Consider the following 16,961-nt stretch of genomic DNA (forward strand, 5'->3'; position numbering starts at 1 on the left):
GCTCGCCCCTACGGCCCTGCCGGGTCGACGAGCGCCTGCACGGCCCGCCGGTCGGGTTTGCCGGACGCCAGCATCGGGATCCGGTCCACCAGGACCACGTCGGCCGGCCGGGCGGCACGGCCGAGGGCTGCTCCGACGTGGGCACGCACGGTGTCCGGGTCGAGCGGTTGCTCGGTGACGACGACGGGGACCTCGCCCCACTCCCCCGCCGAGCGCCGCACGACGACGGCACTCTGCTGCCCGGGCAGCCCCCGGACGAGCCGTTCGACCGCCCCGAGCTGGACCTTCTCGCCACCGGAGATCACCACGTCGTCGAGGCGTCCGAGCACGCGGACGACCCCGCCGGACAGGGTCGCGGTGTCCCCGGTCCGGTACCACCGCAGCCCGTCCCGCTCGACGAAGGCCGATGCCGTGCGGTCGTCGTCGTCGAGGTACCCCTCGGCGAGCATCGGCCCGGCCAGGTGCAGCTCGTCGTCGACCAGTGCGGTGCGCACGGTGCCGAACGGGACGCCGTCGTACACGCACCCACCGCTCGTCTCGCTCGCGCCGTACGTCGTCACGATCCGGACCCCGGCGTCGTGCGCGCGCTGCCGGAGCGGCGCGGGGGTCGCCTGTCCGCCGACCAGGACCGCGTCGAACCCGGCGAGGGCGCGGGTGGCGTCCGGGTCGTCGAGCACCCGGGCGAGCTGGACCGGCACCAGCGAGGTGTACCGACGGGGCGCGGCCGGACCGGTGACGAGCCGTTCGGCCGCCTCGGTGAACGCGGCGGCCGCGAAGTGCCCGGGTGCCACGACGACGGGCTCGGTGCCGGCGGTGATCGAGCGGGTCAGGACGTTGAGGCCGGCGATGTAGTGCGTCGGCAGCGCGAGCACCCAGCGTCCCGGACCACCGAGCGCCGCGTCGGCCGCCGCCGCACCGGCGAGGAGCGCCTCGGACGACAGCGCCACGCGCTTGCCGGTCCCGGTGGACCCGCTCGTCTCGACCACCAGGGCGACCGCCTGCCGGACCTCGGCCGGAGGTGCCTTCGGCAGCGCCGGAGCCCCCTCGGCGACGGGGAGCAGCGCGGGGCCGCCGGCGAGCGCTGCCTCCAGGGCGCGCAGCACGGCCGACGGGTCCGACGTACCGGTCGCGACCAGCGGACGGGGCATCAGTAGTGCCAGGGGAACGCGGTCCACTCGGGAGCGCGCTTCTCGAGGAACGAGTCGCGACCCTCGACCGCCTCGTCGGTGCCGTACGCCAACCGCGTCGCCTCGCCCGCGAAGACCTGCTGACCGACCATGCCGTCGTCGACGGCGTTGAACGCGTACTTGAGCATCCGGATCGCCGTCGGGGACTTGCCGAGCACGATCTCGCCCCAGCGGATCGCCTCACGCTCGAGGTCCTCGTGGGGGACCACGGCGTTCACCGCACCCATCTCGTAGGCGCGCTGGGCGGAGTACTCCTGCGCGAGGAAGAAGACCTCGCGGGCGAACTTCTGCCCGATCTGCTTGGCGTAGTAGGCGCTGCCGTACCCGCCGTCGAACGAGCCGACGTCGGCGTCGGTCTGCTTGAACCTGCCGTGCTCGGCACTCGCGATGGTGAGGTCGCAGATGGCGTGCAGGGAGTGCCCACCGCCGGCGGCCCAGCCGGGGACGACCGCGATGACGACCTTGGGCATCATCCGGATGAGGCGCTGGACCTCGAGGATGTGGAGCCGCCCCATCGACGCCTGCGCGGCCGCGGGGTCGACGCCCTCGGGCGGTGCACCCTCGTCACCGACGTACTGGTAGCCGCTCCGTCCACGGATGCGCTGGTCGCCGCCGGAGCAGAACGCCCACCCGCCGTCCTTCGGGCTCGGGCCGTTGCCCGTGAGCAGGACGACACCGACACGGGGGTCCTGCCGTGCGTCGTCGAGGGCGCGGTAGAGCTCGTCGACCGTGCGCGGGCGGAAGGCGTTCCGGACCTCCGGACGGTCGAAGGCGACACGGACGATCCCCTTGGAGACGTGCTTGTGGTACGTGATGTCGGTGAACTGCTCCGCGATCGGAGCGGTGGTCCAGACGTCGGGGTCGAACAGGTCGGAGACGGGAGCAGCCATGCCCCCAACGTACCGCCGGGCGTCTGCCGGGTCAGGCGCCCATGTCGGTCAGGAGCTCCGGCGCGACGAACACCATGATCACGATGAGGATCACGGGGTTCGCGAAGAACGCCAGGACGACCCCGATGGCGCCGTACCAGCGGCCGAAGGATCCGACGGCGGCGACGAACCCGAGCACGGCGGCGATGAGCGTCAGGAACACGACGACGAAGCAGATGCCGAACGCGAAGTTCGTGTCACCGCCCATGAACACGGCGAACGCGCTGGCGTCGACCGCAGCGGAGACCACGGCGAGGCCCAGGGCGATCTTGCCGACGACGGGGTTGCGGCGCTTCTTGGAGGCCGCCTGCCGCACGTCGACGGTGTTGCGCTGCATGAGCCGGGCGAAGTCGTCGGACCCGGCTGTCGGACGCGCCGTCGCTCGGGACGGGTTCGCCGCGGGTCGGGCATCCGCGCTCGGACGGGCTGCAGACGCCGAACGGGCTGCCGGACGAGCGCCGGCGCTCGACGGGTCGGCCTGGCGCTGTGCTGCCCGCTGCTGTGCTGCGCGCTGCCGCGGATCCACCGCCACCGAGCCTCCCTCGTTCCGGGTCGTTCCCCTCGCCGACCGGAGCCGACCGATGCATGCTAGTGCCCTGCCCTGGCGGTCCCCTCCGAGGAACCGGCGGGCGACCTGGGTGCGGTGGGAGGATGGCGGACGTGCTCCCCGACCTCGCCGAACTCCTCGCCGACGCGCACGTGGTGGCCCTGCCCATGCGGGTGCGGTTCCGCGGCATCACCACGCGCGAGGCGGTCGTGCTGCGTGGCCCCGCAGGCTGGACGGAGTTCTCGCCGTTCGTCGAGTACGACGACGCCGAGGCAGCGGCGTGGCTGCGCGCCACCGTCGACTTCGGGTGGACCGACCACGAGCCGGCCGCCGACTCCGTGCCGGTCAACGCCACCGTCCCGGCGATCGCCGCCGACGACGTCGCCGACCTGCTCGCCCGCTACCCCGGCTGCGCCACCGCGAAGGTCAAGGTCGCGGAACCCGGCACCACCGTCGACGACGACGTCGCCCGTGTCGCGGCCGTCCGCCGGGCGATGGGGTCCGATGCTTCCGTCCGCGTCGACGCGAACGGGCTGTGGAGCGTCGAGCAGGCAGCCGCGGCACTCGAGCGGCTCGCACCGTTCGACCTGCAGTACGCCGAGCAGCCCTGCGCCACGGTGCCCGAGCTCGCCGAGCTCCGGACGCGGATCGCCGGCCTCGGGGTACGGATCGCCGCGGACGAGAGCGTGCGGAAGGCGAGCGACCCCCTCGCGGTCGCCCGGGCCGGTGCCGCCGACGTCCTGGTCGTCAAGGCCCAGCCGCTCGGGGGCATCACCGCGGCGGGCGCGGTCATCGCCGACGCCGGGCTGCCGTGCGTCGTCTCGAGTGCGCTCGACACGTCGGTCGGACTCGGGATGGGGGCGTTCCTGGCCGCCGCGGCGATGACCCCGGGGTACGCCGCGGGCCTCGGGACGGCGGCGATGTTCGCCGGGGACGTGACGGCGGAGCCCCTGCTGCCGGTGGACGGCCGCGTGCCCGTGCGTCGGGTGGACGTCGCGGCGGAACTGGTCGAGCGGTACGCCGCGTCGCCGGAACGCACCGCGTGGTGGCGCGAGCGGGTGGCACGTGTGCACACCGTGCTGGCCGCAGCTGCTGCCGAGTAGCTCCGGGCGCGGGACGCCGTCGTCTCCGCAGAACGCCGTCGTCTCCGCAAGACGCCGCCGTCTCCGCAAGACGCCGTCGTCTCCGCAGAACGCCGTCGTCTCCGTTCGGCGCCGCCGAGTCGGCGAGACGCCGCTGGGAACGGCGGCGTCTCGCCGAGGACGCGGCGTCCAGCCGACACGACGGCGTCTTCCTGTCCGTGGACGCGACCGAACGACGGACGGGAGGCGCGGTGCCAGCTGGCACCGTGCCTCCCGTCCGGCCGTGGTCACGACCAGGGCCGCCTCAGCGACCGGTGTGGTTCACAGACCCGAGTAGCTGTGCAGGCCCTTGAAGAAGACGTTCACGACCGAGAAGTTGAACATCACCGCGGCGAAGCCGATCAAGGCCAGCCAGGACGACCGCGCACCGCGCCAGCCGCGGGTCGCACGGGCGTGGATGTAGCCCGCGTAGACGACCCAGATGATGAAGGTCCAGACCTCTTTCGTGTCCCAGCCCCAGTACCGACCCCAGGCACGCTCGGCCCAGATCGCACCGGCGATCAGGGTGAAGGTCCAGAGGACGAAGCCGACGAGCAGGACGCGGTAGGTCAGGACCTCGAGCCGGTCGGCGTCGGGCAGGGTCGCCATGAAGCGGAGCTTGCCGGAGGCGGTGCGGCCCTGGCGGTACGTCTGCACGAGCTGCGCCACCGCGAGCCCCGCCCCGAGCGCGAAGAACCCGGTGCCGGAGATCGCCACGAAGACGTGGATGACGAGCCAGTACGACTGCAGGGCCGGCTGCAGCGGGACGACGGGGACCCAGTAGTTCACCGTCGCGATGCCGAGCAGGATGATCGTCAGGCCCGTGATGAAGACGCCGAGGAACTTCAGGTTCTGCCAGAACTGCACGAGCAGGAAGATCAGCGTGATCAGCGCCGTGCCCGTCAGCGAGAACTCGAACATGTTGCCCCACGGGACACGGTCGGCCGCGATGCCGCGGAGGACGACCGAGGCGACGTGCAGGACGAGCGCGAGGATCGTCATCGCCATGCCGACACGTTCGAACTTCGTGCTGCGGCCGGACGAACCGCCCACTGGCGGCGCGGCGACCTGCTCGAGCACGACGGTGCCGCCCCGGACGGTCGCGACGGTCTTCGCCGCGCGTGCGGAAGAAGCGCTCGCCGCACCCGCCGAGCTGTCGTCGGCGCCCGCGTTCTTCGCGGCGGCCGTGACCTCGCCGGAGCGTTTGGCCATGTCGAGGGCGAACGAGATGAACGCGACCACGTACACCGCCATCGCGGAGTACGTGAGCACGACCGAGTAGGTCGCGAGGTTCGTGGTCATGTCGTTCACTGGGGCATCCTAACTCCGAGGTCCGACGTGTGGCGCTGTGCGATGTCCGCGACGGCCCGTTCGAGGTTCGGGTCCTCGCCGCGTGCGAGGCCGGCGTACTCGAGGTCGTACTCGCCGCCCTGCGTGTCCTTGCGCGGGACGACCTTCACCCAGACGCGACGGCGCGGGACGAACAGCGAGGTGAGCAGACCGAGGGTGGAGAGCAGGGCGAACCCGCCCACCCACAGCTGCGACGGGTCGTGGTGCACGTCGAGGGAGACGTACCGCTTGACGCCGTCGAACGTGATCGACCCGGCACCGTCCGGGAGCTTCTTCGTCTGCCCCGGCTTCAGCGCGAGGCTCGCCGTCGATGCGTCGGTGCCGGCGATCTGCTTCAGGCCGCCGGTGTTGAGCGTGTACACGCTCTGCGGCACGCCGTCGTCGAGGCCGAGGTCGCCGGTGTAGACCTGCAGCGTCAGGAGCGGGTTCTCGGTGTCCGGGTACGAGGACGTGTAGGCGCCGCTCGCGTTCTTCACCGCCGTGGGGTAGAAGAACCCGCGGATCCCGAGCTGGTCCGGCTTGGCGTCCGGGGCCTTGATCACGCCGAGCGAGGTGTAGTTCGCGTCCTGCGGCAGGAACGGCACGACGTCCTTGAACGCCACGTTGCCGTCGCCGTCGCGCACCGTGACCTGCATCGCGTAGCCGTTGCCGAGCAGGTAGACGTTGGTGCCGCCCACGTGCAGCGGGTCGTTCACGCCGAGACGGCTGGTCTTCGGCTCGCCGCCCTTCTCGGTGCTCGTGACGGTGGCCGAGTAGTCGAGCGCCTGGCCGAGGGCGTCGAGGTTCCGCTCCTCGTACTTCGTCACGAACTTGTCGAGGGTCAGGTTGTAGCCCTTGAGGTCGGTCTGCTGGAACCAGCGCCCGGGGTTGAACGAGTCGTACGAGCCGAGCACGTTGGAGAACGTCTGGCCCTCCACCAGCAGACGCTGACCGGTGAAGCCGAAGCCACCGCCGACACCGACCGCCAGGAGCACCCCGACGAGGGCCGAGTGGAACACCAGGTTGCCGGTCTCGCGCAGGTAGCCGCGCTCCGCGCTCACCGAGTCGCCGAACCGTTCGACGCGGTACCCGGAGCGCTTCAGGATCGCCATCGCGCGCGTCACCGCGTGCTCGGCGGACGGGAGGCCCGTGGCCGGGTCGATCCCGGTGGTGCCGTCGATCATCGCGTCCGGTTGCACCACTACGGTGCGGAATCCCGCCAGTCGCGTCAGACGCGCGGGCGTCTTCGGCGGACGGGTGCGCAGGGCCTGCCAGTGGTGCTTCGTGCGGGGCACGATGCAGCCGATGAGCGAGACGAAGAGCAGCAGGTAGATCGCCGAGAACCACACCGAGGTGTAGGTGTCGAAGACCTGGAGCTTGTCGAGGACCGGGAAGAGCTGCGGGTGGTCCGCCTTGTACTGCACGACGCCGTTCGGGTCGGCGGTGCGCTGCGGCACGAGCGAACCCGGGATCGCCGCGAGGGCCAGCAGCATGAGCAGGAACAGCGCCGTGCGCATGCTCGTCAGCTGCCGCCAGAAGAACCGGAGGTACCCGACGAAGCCGAGCTTCGGCTGGTTGACGCCGCCGTCGGTGGGGCCGGAGCCGTCGACGTGGTCGGACGGTCGCTGCGGGTCCGAAGCGGTGTCGGCTCCGTCGCCTGCACCCGTCGGGATGTGCTCGTTCGGGTCAGACCGCGGGGACAAAGCTCTGGATCACCGCCCCGACGCTCGACATGACGGCCGACCAGATTCCGGTGACCATGAGCAGACCGATGACGATCAGGATCGCTCCTCCGATGATGTTGACGGTGCGCATGTGACGCTTCACCGCCGAGATGGCTCCCGTGGCCCAGCCGGCGCCGAGCGCGACGAGGACGAACGGGATGCCGAGCCCGAGGCAGTACGCCACACCGAGCCACATGCCCTGCCAGGCACTGCCCGACTGCACGCTGAGCAGGTTGATGGCCGCGAGGGTCGGGCCGAGGCACGGCGTCCAGCCGAGGCCGAACACGATGCCGAGCAGCGGTGCGCCCAGCAGCCCCGTCGCGGGGGTCCAGCTGGGCTTGATGGTGCGCTGCAGGAACGTGAACCGTCCGACGAACACCAGGCCCATCGCGATGACGACGACCCCGAGGACCTGCGTGATGAGGTCACGCCAGCGGACGAGCCAGAAGCCGAGTGCCCCGAACACCGTCGTGTACGCCACGAACACCGCGGTGAACCCGACGATGAACAGCAGCACACCGAGCACCACACGACCCCGACGCTGCCCGCCCTCGGCGACACCGCCGACGTACCCGAGGTACCCAGGCACGAGCGGCAGCACGCACGGGGACAGGAACGACACGAGCCCGGCGAGCGCCGCCACGGGCAGCGCCACGGCCATCTGGCCGCTCAGGATCGCGTCGGCGAAGGGGTTGGAGGCCACGGGTCAGGAGGCCTTGCCGGCGTCGAGCTCGTCGCTGACCAGGGTCTTCAGGATGCCCGTGCCGTCGACCGCACCGAGGACGCGGGCAGCGACGCGCCCCTTGGTGTCGAGGACGATCGTCGCAGGCACCGCGTTCGGCGCGATCTGCCCGGACATCGCGAGCTGCATCGTGCCCGTGCGCTGGTCGAGGACGGTCGGGTACTGCACGTCGAAGGTGCGCTCGAAGGCGGCCGCGGTCGCTGCTTCGTCGCGGACGTTGACGCCGATGAACGCGACGTCGTCCGAGTCGGCGTACTCGTCGTGCACCTCGTTGAGGTACTTCGCCTCGGCACGGCAGGGCGGGCAGCTGGCGTACCAGAAGTTCAGGACGACGACCTTGCCCCGGAGGTCCTTCGACGAGACGGTGTCGCCGTTCGAGTCCTCGGCCCGGAAGGTCACCGGGTCGGTGCGGTCCTTCGCGGAGACCTCCGTCACCGCGCCGTCGCCGGAGATGTAGTTCTGGGTCGTGCCGTTGCCGTACTGCTTCGCGAGGTCGCTGTTGTCCGTCGAGCACCCCGCCAGGGCGAGGGCGGCCACGACGACCGTCGCCGCGATCGTCGCGATGCGCTTCCTGCTGGTCGTGGTCTTCACACTGCTCCTTCGTCGACGGCGGTCGCGCGCAGTTCCTGCGCGGGGTCCGCGTACCCGACCTCGGTGAACCGACCGCTCGACGTGGCGGGCACACGCTCGACGGTGGTGATGCTCGACAGGTCGCAGCGACGCTTGCGCGGGTCGTGCCACAGGGGCTCCCCCGCGAGCTTCCGGTGGACCATCCAGATCGGCAGCTGGTGGCTGACCAGGACGACGTCGCCCTCGTCGACGCTCTCCCACGCCGTGGTCATCGCCGCGAGCATGCGGTTCGCGATCGACTCGTACGCCTCGCCCCAGCTGGGGCGCAGGGGGTTCGCGATCCACGGCCACTCCGCCGGACGGCCGAGCGAGCGCTTCGTGAACCCGGGGGGCTGCCCCTCGTAGCGGTTGGTCGGCTCGATCAGCCGCTCGTCGAGCGTCACGTCGAGCCCGTAGGCCGCCGACCAGGGCGCGGCGGACTCCTGCGTGCGCTGCAGCGGGGACGCGACGACCCGACGGACGTCGATGCCGGCGTCCTTCCAGGCGGTCGCGGAAGCCTCGGCCATCTGCGCGCCGAGCTCACTCAGCCCGAAGCCCGGGAGCCGGCCGTAGAGGACGCGGCCCGGGTTGTGCACCTCTCCGTGCCGGACGAGGTGGAGACGGGTCGCGGGCATGGGTTCCAGTGTAGGTCGCCCGCGGTTCCCACCGCCCCCTCAGGAGATTCACCGGATGCGGAAGCACTCAGCCGCCGAGCTCTCCGGACAGCCGTCCGTGCAGCGCGATCGACCCCGTGTTGAGGTTCACCACCTCGACCGTCGAGCCGTGCTTGGCGAACCGCTGTTCGACACCGTCGAGCGCCGCGACCGTGGACGCGTCGAACACGTGGGCGTCGGCCATGTCGATGATGATGTGCTCCGGGTCCTCTGCGTAGGAGAACCGCGTGACGAGGTCGTTCGACGAGGCGAAGAACAGCGCCCCGCGGACCCGGTACCGCACGGTGCGGTCGTCGACCGGCTCGCGCACCACGGTCACCACGTGCGCCACCCGTCGGGCGAAGACCAGGGCCGCCACGACCACACCGACGAGCACCCCGGTGGCGAGGTTCTCGGTCACGACGACCACCACGACGGTGATGAGCATGACCGCGGTCTCACCGAGCGGCATCCGCCGCAGGGTGCGCGGCCGGATGCTGTGCCAGTCGAAGGTCGCGACGCAGACCATGAGCATGACCGCCGTCAGGGCCGCCATCGGGATCTGGGCGACGAGGTCGTGGAGCACGATCGTCAGGACGAGCACCGAGACGCCGGCAGTGAAGGTCGAGATGCGCGTCCGGGCGCCCGCGGTCTTCACGTTGATCACCGTCTGGCCGATCATCGCGCACCCACCGGTCCCCCCGAAGAACGCCGACGCGATGTTCGCGACGCCCTGGCCCCACGACTCGCGCCACTTGCTCGACCCGGTCTCGGTGATGGAGTCGACGAGCTGCGCGGTGAGCAGCGTCTCGATCAGGCCGACGATCGCGACGCCGAACGCGTAGGGCGCGATGATCTGCAGGGTCTCGAAGCTGAACGGCGTCACGATGCCGTTGAAGCCGGGGAGTGCCGTCGGCAGTGCCCCCTCGTCGCCGACCGTCGGCACGGCCACGCTGAACACCATCGTGATGCCGGTGATGACGACCACCGCGATGAGCGGCGCGGGGATCGCCTTCGTCAGGAACGGGAACCCGACGATGATCGCGATGCCGAGTGCCGTCAGCGGCCAGACGATGAACGGGACGTCGTCGCCGAGCAGGTTCGGCAGCTGGGCGGTGAAGATGAGGATGGCCAGGGCGTTCACGAACGCGACGTTGACGCTGCGCGGGATGAAGCGCATCAGCCGCGCCACCCCGAGGAACCCGAGCAGGAGCTGGAACACCCCGCCCAGGACGATCGCGGGCACCAGGTACTCGATCCCGTGCTGTCGGACGAGCGGCGCGATGACGAGCGCCACCGAACCGGCGGCGGCGGACACCATGGCGGGTCGACCGCCCACGATCGAGATCACGATCGCGATGATGACGCTCGAGAAGAGGCCGACCGCGGGATCGACGCCGGCGACGACGGAGAACGAGATCGCCTCGGGGATGAGGGCCAGCGCGGTGACGATGCCGGCCAGGACCTCCCGGGTGAGCATGCGGGGCGAGCGGAGGGCGGCGAGGACGCTCGGGGCCGTCGGCGCGTGTGTGATCACGGACATCGTTCGGAACTCTACCTTCACGTGAGGGTAGAGTCGCGCTCCGTGAGCACCAGCGACGTCCCCGACACGATGCACATCGGCGAACTCGCCGACCGCGCCGGCATGTCCCTGCGCACGATCCGGCACTACGACGAGGTCGGGCTGCTCGTGCCGAGCGGCCGCACCACCGGCGGGTTCCGGGTGTACACCGCGCAGGACCTGGAACGACTGCTCGTGATCCGCCGGATGAAGCCGCTCGGGTTCACGCTCGACGAGATGGCCGAGCTGCTCCGTGTGGTCGACGCCCTCGCGGCGAAGGACCCCGAGGACGAACCCGCGCTGGCTGCACGTCTCGATGCGTACCTGGACGACGCCCGCACCCGCCACGCGAAGCTCGTCGAGCGCGCCGGCATGGCCGAGGAGTTCATCGGCACCCTCGGGTCACTCCGCGCGTCGCTCCCCTGACGTCGCGCCGTCTTCGGCGAGCACCCTGGCACGCATGCGCTGCCGCTCGAGTTCGAGCTTCAGCTCCCCTTCTTCGACATGGAGCTGCCAGTCGATCGCCCCGCGTTGCGCCCAGTCCCACGGGCTCTCGCCCGGCGCAGGACCGATGTACGGCCGCTCCACGGGAACCGTGTCCTCCTTCCGCACCAGCTCTCGCCAGGCACGGCGCAGACGAGTCGTCATCACTGTCTCCTCTTCTCGATGAACAGTTCCGCCAACACCCTTGCAGCGGGTTCTTCTCCGGCGGGGACTTTCTGCATGTCGTACATCGCCTGCGCCAGATTCCGGCCGATCTCGCGACGCCCGACCTCGGCCGCGGTGATCAGGTCGAACACCACGGTCAACCGCGCCCAGTAGCGGTCCCGTTGCTCCCGCCCGACGTCCCGCCGCCACCGGATGACCGCCCACAGCCCACCGACGAACGCCGCGAGCAGTGTGAACGCCGCAGTGCACAGCGCCGCCACCACCACCGCGACCGCCGCAGGCGGCCAGGTCGCGAGCTCCCCCGTCCCCGTCCCCACTCGGTCCCCCTCTCGTCCCGCGACCCGGCCACGTCGACAACGCTAGGGAGTCCTCGCACGCCGCCACGGGCCTCCCGGCCATCGGTGGAGAACGCCGGACGCGGGCGGCCCTGTTGAGGGAGGAGCGCTGCCGCCCACGCCCCCGGACGCAGGCGGTTAGACTCGACCACCGTGATCGAACGCACCCGCATCGCCGACCTGGCAGCCCTCCCCGACGGTCCCGTCTCCGTGGCCGGATGGGTCGAGACCGTCCGAGACCAGAAGAAGGTGCAGTTCGTCGTGCTGCGCGACGAGACCGGCGCCGTCCAGCTCGTGAACCCGGCGACGCGCGAGGCCGAGGACGGCGACGACGCCGCACAGTCCGCGCTCGCGACCACCAACGAGATCTCCGGCCTGGCGCACGGCACCTTCGTGCACGTCACCGGCACGCTGAAGCACGACGAGCGCGTGAAGCTCGGCGGGCTCGAGGTCAAGATCGGTGCGCTGCAGGTGGTGAGCGCCGCGATCCCGGAGACCCCGATCGCCGACGACTCGTCGCTCGACAAGCGTCTCGACTGGCGCTTCCTCGACCTGCGCAACCGCAAGCAGAACCTGATCTTCCGCATCCAGACGACGCTCGAGCACGCGTTCCGCACGTACTGGGTCGACCGCGACTACATCGAGATCCACACCCCGAAGCTGATGGCGTCGGCGTCCGAGTCGCGCGCCGAACTGTTCCAGCTCGAGTACTTCGAGACCACCGCCTACCTGGCCCAGTCGCCGCAGAACTTCAAGCAGATGGCGCAGCCGGCCGGCTTCGGTGCCGTGTTCGAGATCGCCGACGCCTTCCGCGCCGACCCCTCGTTCACGAGCCGTCACGCCACCGAGTTCACCAGCGTCGACGCCGAGTTCTCGTGGATCGAGTCCCACGAGGACGTCATGGCGATGCACGAAGCGGTCCTGGTCGCCGGCATCACCGCCGTCAAGGAGAAGTACGGCAAGGACATCGAAGAGGTCTTCGGCTTCGAGCTGCAGGTCCCCGCGACGCCGTTCCCCCGCGTGACCCTGGCCGACGCGCGCAAGATCGTCGCCGACAGCGGCTACGACGTCGTCCGCGCCGACGGCGACCTGGACCCCGAGGGCGAGCGCCGCGTCGCCGCCTGGGCGAAGGAGCACCACGGCTCCGAGTTCGTCTTCGTCACGGAGTACGACGCCTCGATCCGGCCGTACTACCACATGCGGAAGCCCGGCGACCCGTCGGTCACCAACAGCTACGACCTCATCTTCAACGGCGCCGAGATCTCCACAGGTGCCCAGCGCGAGCACCGTGTCGACGTGCTCGAGGCGCAGGCCGTCGAGAAGGGTCTCGACCCGGAGGAGCTCGGCTGGTACCTCGACTTCTTCCGCTACGGCGTCCCGCCGCACGGCGGCTTCGGCATGGGCCTCGCGCGCGTGCTGATGCTCATGCTCGGTGAGCCGTCGATCCGCGAGGTCACGTACCTGTTCCGTGGCCCGACGCGCCTGACCCCGTAGTCACCAGCGAGTGAGCAGAAGAGGTCGCCTCCGGAAATCGGAGGCGACCTCTTCTGCTCACTGGACGCACGCAACGCACGCAGCGCCGGGGCGGGACGGGAGGCCCGGCTCAGCTCTGCCAGTCGATGGCGGCCCGCGCGGTGACCAGGTCGCGGATCTCGGCTGCCGCGGCCTGGTGCGCCGGATGCACCTGGTACTCGTCGAGTCCGGCGAGGTCGTCGAAGGTGGCGACGACCGCGACGTCGCTGTTCTTCTCCGGGTAGGCGACGTTCTCGACGACCTCGAGCGAACGGATCGACCCGATGGTGCCGGTGAGGCCGGTCAGGAGCTCACGGATCCGGGCGATGGACGCGGCGCGGTCGAGGTCCTCGCGCAGGGTCCAGGCGACGACGTGGGAGATCATGCGGGGGAACCGGCCTTCTCGAGGGCACGTGCGAGCCGGTCGGCGTCGACGTGCCAGTTGCTGTGGACGCGCCCGTCGATGAGCACCACGGGGATGTCCTCCGCGTACTCCTGGCGGAGGGCGTCGTCGTCGAGGATCGAGCGTTCCTGCAGGGTGACCCCCGGGTGGTCGGCGACGACGCGTTCGACCACGGGCCGGGCGTCGTCGCACAGGTGGCATCCGGGCTTCGTCAGGAACGTCACTGCGGGCATGGTCCCAGCGTAGCCCGGGAACGCAAAAGCCCCGGCGAACCGGGGCTTCTCGTGCAGGTCCTTCGACCTGCGCAGACCTGTTGAGGATCTACTTCTTGTTGCGTCGCTGGTGACGCGTCTTGCGAAGGAGCTTGCGGTGCTTCTTCTTCGCCATGCGCTTACGACGCTTCTTGATGACAGAACCCATGTGGACCTCGCTCGGACTGATGCTGATGTACGGACACCGGGCCGAAGAGACCGCGGAAAATCAACCTGCCCGAGTCTACCGGCTGCCCGCTGTGATGTCGAACGCGCGCTCAGCCGACGTCCGCCACACCACCGCGCAGCACGTCGGCGACGGCTGACTCGGGGACGCGGAAGGAGCGGCCGAAGCGGATCGCGGGGAGCTCCCCGGCGTGCACCATCCGGTAGACGGTCATCTTCGAGACGCGCATCATCTCGGCGACCTCAGCGACGGTGAGGAAGCGCACATCGTCGAAACTGCCGGTCATGGTCCGCCTTCGGGGCTCGCACGCGCTGCGCACGCCAGTGGTGTGACCTGTGTGGTCAGTGGCAACTGTAGAGGCGCGTGCGACCCGGTGTCCAGGATCAGTCCGAGCAGCGCGCACCGACCCTCGCCAGGTGCTCGCCGGCGGGTGTGACGGGACTCAGTCCTCGTCGCCCCGACGGGTGAAGCGCTTGCGGCTGCGGTCGACGACGCGCTCCCAGCCCTGCTGCGCGCCGGAGATCGCGGCGGTCGCCCGGTACGACGCCTCCGCCATGACGCGACCGAGTTCGGTGCCGACCTCCACCGTCGCCTTGCCGGCCGCACCGTTCCGGCGGATCGACACGGGCTGGCCGTCCGGCGTCCACGCCGTGGTGGCCGGGGTGCCGTCGGCGTCGACCGCCCCCGTGAACGGCAGGACCCACTCCTCCAAGCGCACGAGCGGCTCCGGGTCGAGTCGGTAGTAGCGGTGCTGCCCTTCTTCACGGCTGGTGACGAGACCGATGTCACGCAGGACACGCAGGTGCTTCGACACCGTGGGCTGGCTGACCCCGAGGCGTTCGACGAGCTGGCCGACGCTGAGCTCCCCGCCGGTGACGTCTGAACCGTAGGCGGACAGCAGGGTGCCGAGCAGCTCGCGCCGGGTCGGGTCCGCCACGACGGAGAAGATGTCGGCCATGGTGGCAAGGCTAGCCGGGGCACCACGGATGTACCATGACGAACCGTCCCGGCCCATGTCCTCGGAGGCATACGCATGCTCGACCGAACCGAGCCGATCCCGCACCACGTGGGTGTCGGCCGACGACGGGCGAGCCGGATCGCGACGGTGCTCCGCTCGTCACCGTCCCGGCTGGCGATCGTCGTGTTCATCGCGCTGATCTTCCTGTTCACGGTGCTCTTCATGACGCCGTGGGCCACGGCGGACCGCAGCAGCACCCACTTCGCGGACGCCCTGTTCACCGCCGCGTCGGTGGTCTGCGTCACGGGGTTGTCCACGGTCGACATGGCGACGCACTGGTCGGTGTTCGGCAAGGTCCTGGTGGTCATCGGCACCCAGATCGGCGCCGTCGGCGTGCTGACCTTCGCGTCGATCCTCGGTTTGTTCGTCACCCGCAAGCTCGGCCTGCGCGCCAAGCTGATGGCAGCCGGCGACTCGAACCCGCTCCGCACCCACCACGGCGCCGTGCCCGAGGGCCAGGCCGTCCGGCTCGGCGAGGTCGGCACCCTGCTCGCGACCGTGGCGGTGAGCACGCTGTCGATCGAGATCGTCCTCGGGCTGCTGCTCCTGCCGTCGGTGCTCATCGCCGGCATCCCGTTCTGGACCGCGGTCGGCGACTCCTTCTACTACGCGGCCATGGCCTTCACGAACACCGGGTTCTCGCCCAACGCCGACGGCCTGGACCCGTTCGCCCACGACTACTGGTTCCTGTCGCTCCTGATGGTGGGGGTCGTGGCGGGGTCCATCGGGTTCCCGGTGATCCGTGCCCTGACGAAGCAGTTGCGCACCCCGCGCCGCTGGCCGATCCACGTCAAGCTCACCCTGGCGACGAGCGCGGTCCTGCTCCTCGGCGGCGCGGCCGTCTACATCGCGCTCGAGGCGTCGAACCCGACGACCTTCGGCGAGGAAGGCGCCGGGCGCACCGCGTTCCAGGCACTCTTCCTGTCGACCATGACCCGGTCGGGTGGCTTCTCGCTCGTCGACTTCGACCAGCTCAACGGCTCGAGCCTGCTCGTCACCGACATGCTCATGTTCATCGGCGGCGGGTCCGCCTCGACCGCCGGTGGCATCAAGGTCACGACCCTCGCGGTGCTGTTCCTGGCCGCCGTCGCCGAGGCCCGCGGTCGTCAGAGCATGGAGGCCTTCGGCCGCCGGATCCCGAGCGACGTCCTGCGGGTCGCGGTGGCCATCGTGCTCTGGGGCGCGACGATCGTGGCGGTCGCGACGGTGGTGCTCCTGCAGATCACCGACGACTCGCTCGACCGCGTGCTCTTCGAGGTGATCTCGGCGTTCTCGACCAGTGGCCTGTCCTCCGGTGTGTCCGCGGACCTGCCCGAACCGGGCAAGTACGTCCTCGCCGCCACCATGTTCCTCGGCCGGGTCGGTACAGTGACCATCGCCGCTGCCCTGGCCGCCAGCCAGAGCCGGCAACTGTTCCGCCGTCCCGAGGAGAGGCCGATCGTTGGCTGACCGCACCCGTTCGTCGCACCAGCACGGTGCCATCAGTCACGACGCTCCCGTCCTGGTCATCGGGCTCGGTCGCTTCGGTGCCGCCACCGCCGGCCAGCTCGAACGCCAGGACCGCGAGGTGCTGGTCGTCGACACCGACGCCGGGCTGGTGCAGAAGTGGTCCGACCGGGTCACCCACGCGGTGCAGGCGGACGCCACCGACATCGACGCGCTCCGCCAGATCGGCGCACAGGACTTCGCCATCGCCGTCGTCGGCACCGGCAGTGACCTGGAGTCGAGCGTCCTGATCACGGCGAACCTGGTCGACCTCGGCGTCCCGCAGATCTGGGCGAAGGCCATCAGCCGGTCGCACGGCACGATCCTGTCCCGCATCGGCGCGAACCACGTCGTCTACCCGGAGCGCGAGGCCGGCGAGCGCACGGCGCACCTGGTCTCCGGCCGGATGCTCGACTTCATCGAGTTCGACGACGACTTCGCCGTGGTCAAGATGTTCCCGCCGCGCGCGGTCCGCGGCAAGGACCTCGCCACCACGGTCATCCGGACCCGCTTCGGGCTGACGGTGCTCGGCATCAAGCCGCCCGGCAGCCCGTTCGTGCCGGCGACGCCGGACAGCGTCATCGGCGAGGACGACGTCATCATCGTCTCGGGTTCGGAGAGCGACCTGGAGCGCTTCGCCGCGTACGAATAGCGCGGCCCGCTCAGCGGTGCCGCGCCAGCGGCACGCGGGCCGCGCCG

The 16,961-nt window shown here is 70.6% G+C and carries 21 protein-coding genes; 5 read left to right on the forward strand and 16 right to left on the reverse strand.

Going from position 1 to position 16,961, the window contains the following annotated elements; all coding sequences use genetic code 11:
* Nucleotides 1–8: 8 nt before the first annotated feature.
* From ITJ50_RS01485 to ITJ50_RS01495, 3 genes are read right to left on the reverse strand one after another with little or no spacing between them, the layout of a single operon-like run.
* Nucleotides 9–1,148, reverse strand: a complete 1,140-nt coding sequence (locus ITJ50_RS01485) for an AMP-binding protein (protein ID WP_194589782.1) — start codon at nucleotides 1,146–1,148, stop codon at nucleotides 9–11.
* Nucleotides 1,148–2,077 (reverse strand): 1,4-dihydroxy-2-naphthoyl-CoA synthase, encoded by a 930-nt coding sequence (locus ITJ50_RS01490; RefSeq protein WP_017888615.1) that lies wholly within the window; start codon nucleotides 2,075–2,077, stop codon nucleotides 1,148–1,150. The genes ITJ50_RS01485 and ITJ50_RS01490 overlap by 1 nt, the downstream gene beginning before the upstream one ends.
* A 31-nt stretch (nucleotides 2,078–2,108) precedes the next feature.
* Nucleotides 2,109–2,648, reverse strand: a complete 540-nt coding sequence (locus ITJ50_RS01495) for a hypothetical protein (protein ID WP_140448999.1) — start codon at nucleotides 2,646–2,648, stop codon at nucleotides 2,109–2,111.
* A 119-nt stretch (nucleotides 2,649–2,767) separates the two neighbouring features.
* On the opposite strand from ITJ50_RS01495, the gene ITJ50_RS01500 reads away from it, so the two are divergent.
* Nucleotides 2,768–3,766: an o-succinylbenzoate synthase gene (locus tag ITJ50_RS01500; RefSeq protein WP_140449000.1), complete on the forward strand. Its 999-nt coding sequence runs from the start codon at nucleotides 2,768–2,770 to the stop codon at nucleotides 3,764–3,766.
* A gap of 300 nt (nucleotides 3,767–4,066) precedes the next feature.
* Here the strand turns inward: ITJ50_RS01500 and ccsB are convergent, their stop codons facing one another.
* From ccsB to ITJ50_RS01530, 6 genes are all read right to left on the reverse strand, one after another.
* Nucleotides 4,067–5,086 (reverse strand): c-type cytochrome biogenesis protein CcsB, encoded by a 1,020-nt coding sequence (gene ccsB / locus ITJ50_RS01505; RefSeq protein WP_042538230.1) that lies wholly within the window; start codon nucleotides 5,084–5,086, stop codon nucleotides 4,067–4,069.
* Between the two features lie 5 nt (nucleotides 5,087–5,091).
* The gene (resB, locus tag ITJ50_RS01510) at nucleotides 5,092–6,816 is read right to left on the reverse strand and encodes a cytochrome c biogenesis protein ResB (RefSeq protein ID WP_228499941.1); all 1,725 of its coding nucleotides are present in this window, start codon (nucleotides 6,814–6,816) and stop codon (nucleotides 5,092–5,094) included.
* The gene (locus ITJ50_RS01515; protein ID WP_042538234.1) at nucleotides 6,800–7,498 is read right to left on the reverse strand and encodes a cytochrome c biogenesis CcdA family protein; all 699 of its coding nucleotides are present in this window, start codon (nucleotides 7,496–7,498) and stop codon (nucleotides 6,800–6,802) included. Before ITJ50_RS01515 ends, resB begins: the two co-directional genes overlap by 17 nt.
* 45 nt (nucleotides 7,499–7,543) lie before the next feature.
* Complete coding sequence (locus tag ITJ50_RS01520; protein ID WP_017888588.1) at nucleotides 7,544–8,170, reverse strand: TlpA family protein disulfide reductase; 627 nt, start codon at nucleotides 8,168–8,170, stop codon at nucleotides 7,544–7,546.
* The gene (locus tag ITJ50_RS01525; RefSeq protein WP_194589783.1) at nucleotides 8,167–8,823 is read right to left on the reverse strand and encodes a histidine phosphatase family protein; all 657 of its coding nucleotides are present in this window, start codon (nucleotides 8,821–8,823) and stop codon (nucleotides 8,167–8,169) included. Before ITJ50_RS01525 ends, ITJ50_RS01520 begins: the two co-directional genes overlap by 4 nt.
* A gap of 67 nt (nucleotides 8,824–8,890) precedes the next feature.
* Entirely contained in the window at nucleotides 8,891–10,384 is a 1,494-nt protein-coding gene (locus tag ITJ50_RS01530; RefSeq protein ID WP_017888586.1) for a SulP family inorganic anion transporter, read from the reverse strand.
* Nucleotides 10,385–10,426: 42 nt separating this feature from the next.
* On the opposite strand from ITJ50_RS01530, the gene ITJ50_RS01535 reads away from it, so the two are divergent.
* Nucleotides 10,427–10,828: a MerR family transcriptional regulator gene (locus ITJ50_RS01535; protein WP_371830321.1), complete on the forward strand. Its 402-nt coding sequence runs from the start codon at nucleotides 10,427–10,429 to the stop codon at nucleotides 10,826–10,828.
* Here ITJ50_RS01535 and ITJ50_RS01540 read toward each other — a convergent pair.
* Both ITJ50_RS01540 and ITJ50_RS01545 read right to left on the reverse strand, forming a co-directional pair.
* A complete protein-coding gene (locus ITJ50_RS01540) occupies nucleotides 10,805–11,050 on the reverse strand; it encodes a hypothetical protein (RefSeq protein ID WP_152427343.1) in 246 nt (81 codons plus the stop codon). The two genes, ITJ50_RS01535 and ITJ50_RS01540, sit on opposite strands and share 24 nt — an antisense overlap.
* Nucleotides 11,050–11,388, reverse strand: coding sequence for a hypothetical protein (locus ITJ50_RS01545; RefSeq protein WP_017888583.1), 339 nt, complete (start codon nucleotides 11,386–11,388; stop codon nucleotides 11,050–11,052). Before ITJ50_RS01545 ends, ITJ50_RS01540 begins: the two co-directional genes overlap by 1 nt.
* 171 nt (nucleotides 11,389–11,559) lie before the next feature.
* Here ITJ50_RS01545 and aspS point away from each other — a divergent pair, with 171 nt between their 5' ends.
* Nucleotides 11,560–12,900: an aspartate--tRNA(Asn) ligase gene (gene aspS, locus ITJ50_RS01550; RefSeq protein WP_017888582.1), complete on the forward strand. Its 1,341-nt coding sequence runs from the start codon at nucleotides 11,560–11,562 to the stop codon at nucleotides 12,898–12,900.
* Nucleotides 12,901–13,009: 109 nt separating this feature from the next.
* Here aspS and ITJ50_RS01555 read toward each other — a convergent pair whose 3' ends face one another.
* From ITJ50_RS01555 to ITJ50_RS01575, 5 genes are all read right to left on the reverse strand, one after another.
* Complete coding sequence (locus ITJ50_RS01555) at nucleotides 13,010–13,303, reverse strand: Dabb family protein (RefSeq protein WP_017888581.1); 294 nt, start codon at nucleotides 13,301–13,303, stop codon at nucleotides 13,010–13,012.
* On the reverse strand, nucleotides 13,300–13,554 hold the full coding sequence (locus tag ITJ50_RS01560) for a glutaredoxin family protein (RefSeq protein ID WP_042538082.1): 255 nt from the start codon (nucleotides 13,552–13,554) through the stop codon (nucleotides 13,300–13,302). Before ITJ50_RS01560 ends, ITJ50_RS01555 begins: the two co-directional genes overlap by 4 nt.
* Nucleotides 13,555–13,642: 88 nt before the next feature.
* The gene (locus ITJ50_RS01565) at nucleotides 13,643–13,741 is read right to left on the reverse strand and encodes a 30S ribosomal protein bS22 (RefSeq protein ID WP_003792170.1); all 99 of its coding nucleotides are present in this window, start codon (nucleotides 13,739–13,741) and stop codon (nucleotides 13,643–13,645) included.
* 109 nt (nucleotides 13,742–13,850) lie between these two features.
* Nucleotides 13,851–14,045, reverse strand: coding sequence for a helix-turn-helix domain-containing protein (locus ITJ50_RS01570; protein ID WP_017888579.1), 195 nt, complete (start codon nucleotides 14,043–14,045; stop codon nucleotides 13,851–13,853).
* Between the two features lie 156 nt (nucleotides 14,046–14,201).
* The gene (locus ITJ50_RS01575) at nucleotides 14,202–14,717 is read right to left on the reverse strand and encodes an ArsR/SmtB family transcription factor (protein WP_017888578.1); all 516 of its coding nucleotides are present in this window, start codon (nucleotides 14,715–14,717) and stop codon (nucleotides 14,202–14,204) included.
* 75 nt (nucleotides 14,718–14,792) lie between these two features.
* Between ITJ50_RS01575 and ITJ50_RS01580 the strand changes: the two genes are divergently transcribed.
* Nucleotides 14,793–16,226 carry a TrkH family potassium uptake protein gene (locus tag ITJ50_RS01580; RefSeq protein ID WP_017888577.1) on the forward strand — a complete coding sequence of 478 codons (1,434 nt, stop codon included), beginning with the start codon at nucleotides 14,793–14,795 and terminating at the stop codon, nucleotides 16,224–16,226.
* Nucleotides 16,219–16,914, forward strand: coding sequence for a potassium channel family protein (locus ITJ50_RS01585; protein WP_017888576.1), 696 nt, complete (start codon nucleotides 16,219–16,221; stop codon nucleotides 16,912–16,914). Before ITJ50_RS01580 ends, ITJ50_RS01585 begins: the two co-directional genes overlap by 8 nt.
* Nucleotides 16,915–16,961 lie beyond the last annotated feature (47 nt).

Source organism: Curtobacterium sp. VKM Ac-2889, from assembly GCF_015350855.1.
GTDB lineage: Bacteria > Actinomycetota > Actinomycetes > Actinomycetales > Microbacteriaceae > Curtobacterium > Curtobacterium poinsettiae.

Bases quoted from the DNA above. Each gene is read 5' to 3' on its own strand.
- ITJ50_RS01485 (WP_194589782.1), bottom strand. From the start codon at position 1,148: ATGCCCCGTCCGCTGGTCGCGACCGGTACGTCGGACCCGTCGGCCGTG.
- ITJ50_RS01490 (WP_017888615.1), bottom strand. From the start codon at position 2,077: ATGGCTGCTCCCGTCTCCGACCTGTTCGACCCCGACGTCTGGACCACC.
- ITJ50_RS01500 (WP_140449000.1), top strand. From the start codon at position 2,768: ATGGCGGACGTGCTCCCCGACCTCGCCGAACTCCTCGCCGACGCGCAC.
- ccsB (WP_042538230.1), bottom strand. From the start codon at position 5,086: ATGACCACGAACCTCGCGACCTACTCGGTCGTGCTCACGTACTCCGCG.
- ITJ50_RS01515 (WP_042538234.1), bottom strand. From the start codon at position 7,498: ATGGCCGTGGCGCTGCCCGTGGCGGCGCTCGCCGGGCTCGTGTCGTTC.
- ITJ50_RS01525 (WP_194589783.1), bottom strand. From the start codon at position 8,823: ATGCCCGCGACCCGTCTCCACCTCGTCCGGCACGGAGAGGTGCACAAC.
- ITJ50_RS01530 (WP_017888586.1), bottom strand. From the start codon at position 10,384: ATGTCCGTGATCACACACGCGCCGACGGCCCCGAGCGTCCTCGCCGCC.
- ITJ50_RS01540 (WP_152427343.1), bottom strand. From the start codon at position 11,050: ATGACGACTCGTCTGCGCCGTGCCTGGCGAGAGCTGGTGCGGAAGGAG.
- ITJ50_RS01555 (WP_017888581.1), bottom strand. From the start codon at position 13,303: ATGATCTCCCACGTCGTCGCCTGGACCCTGCGCGAGGACCTCGACCGC.
- ITJ50_RS01560 (WP_042538082.1), bottom strand. From the start codon at position 13,554: ATGCCCGCAGTGACGTTCCTGACGAAGCCCGGATGCCACCTGTGCGAC.
- ITJ50_RS01565 (WP_003792170.1), bottom strand. From the start codon at position 13,741: ATGGGTTCTGTCATCAAGAAGCGTCGTAAGCGCATGGCGAAGAAGAAG.
- ITJ50_RS01570 (WP_017888579.1), bottom strand. From the start codon at position 14,045: ATGACCGGCAGTTTCGACGATGTGCGCTTCCTCACCGTCGCTGAGGTC.
- ITJ50_RS01575 (WP_017888578.1), bottom strand. From the start codon at position 14,717: ATGGCCGACATCTTCTCCGTCGTGGCGGACCCGACCCGGCGCGAGCTG.
- ITJ50_RS01580 (WP_017888577.1), top strand. From the start codon at position 14,793: ATGCTCGACCGAACCGAGCCGATCCCGCACCACGTGGGTGTCGGCCGA.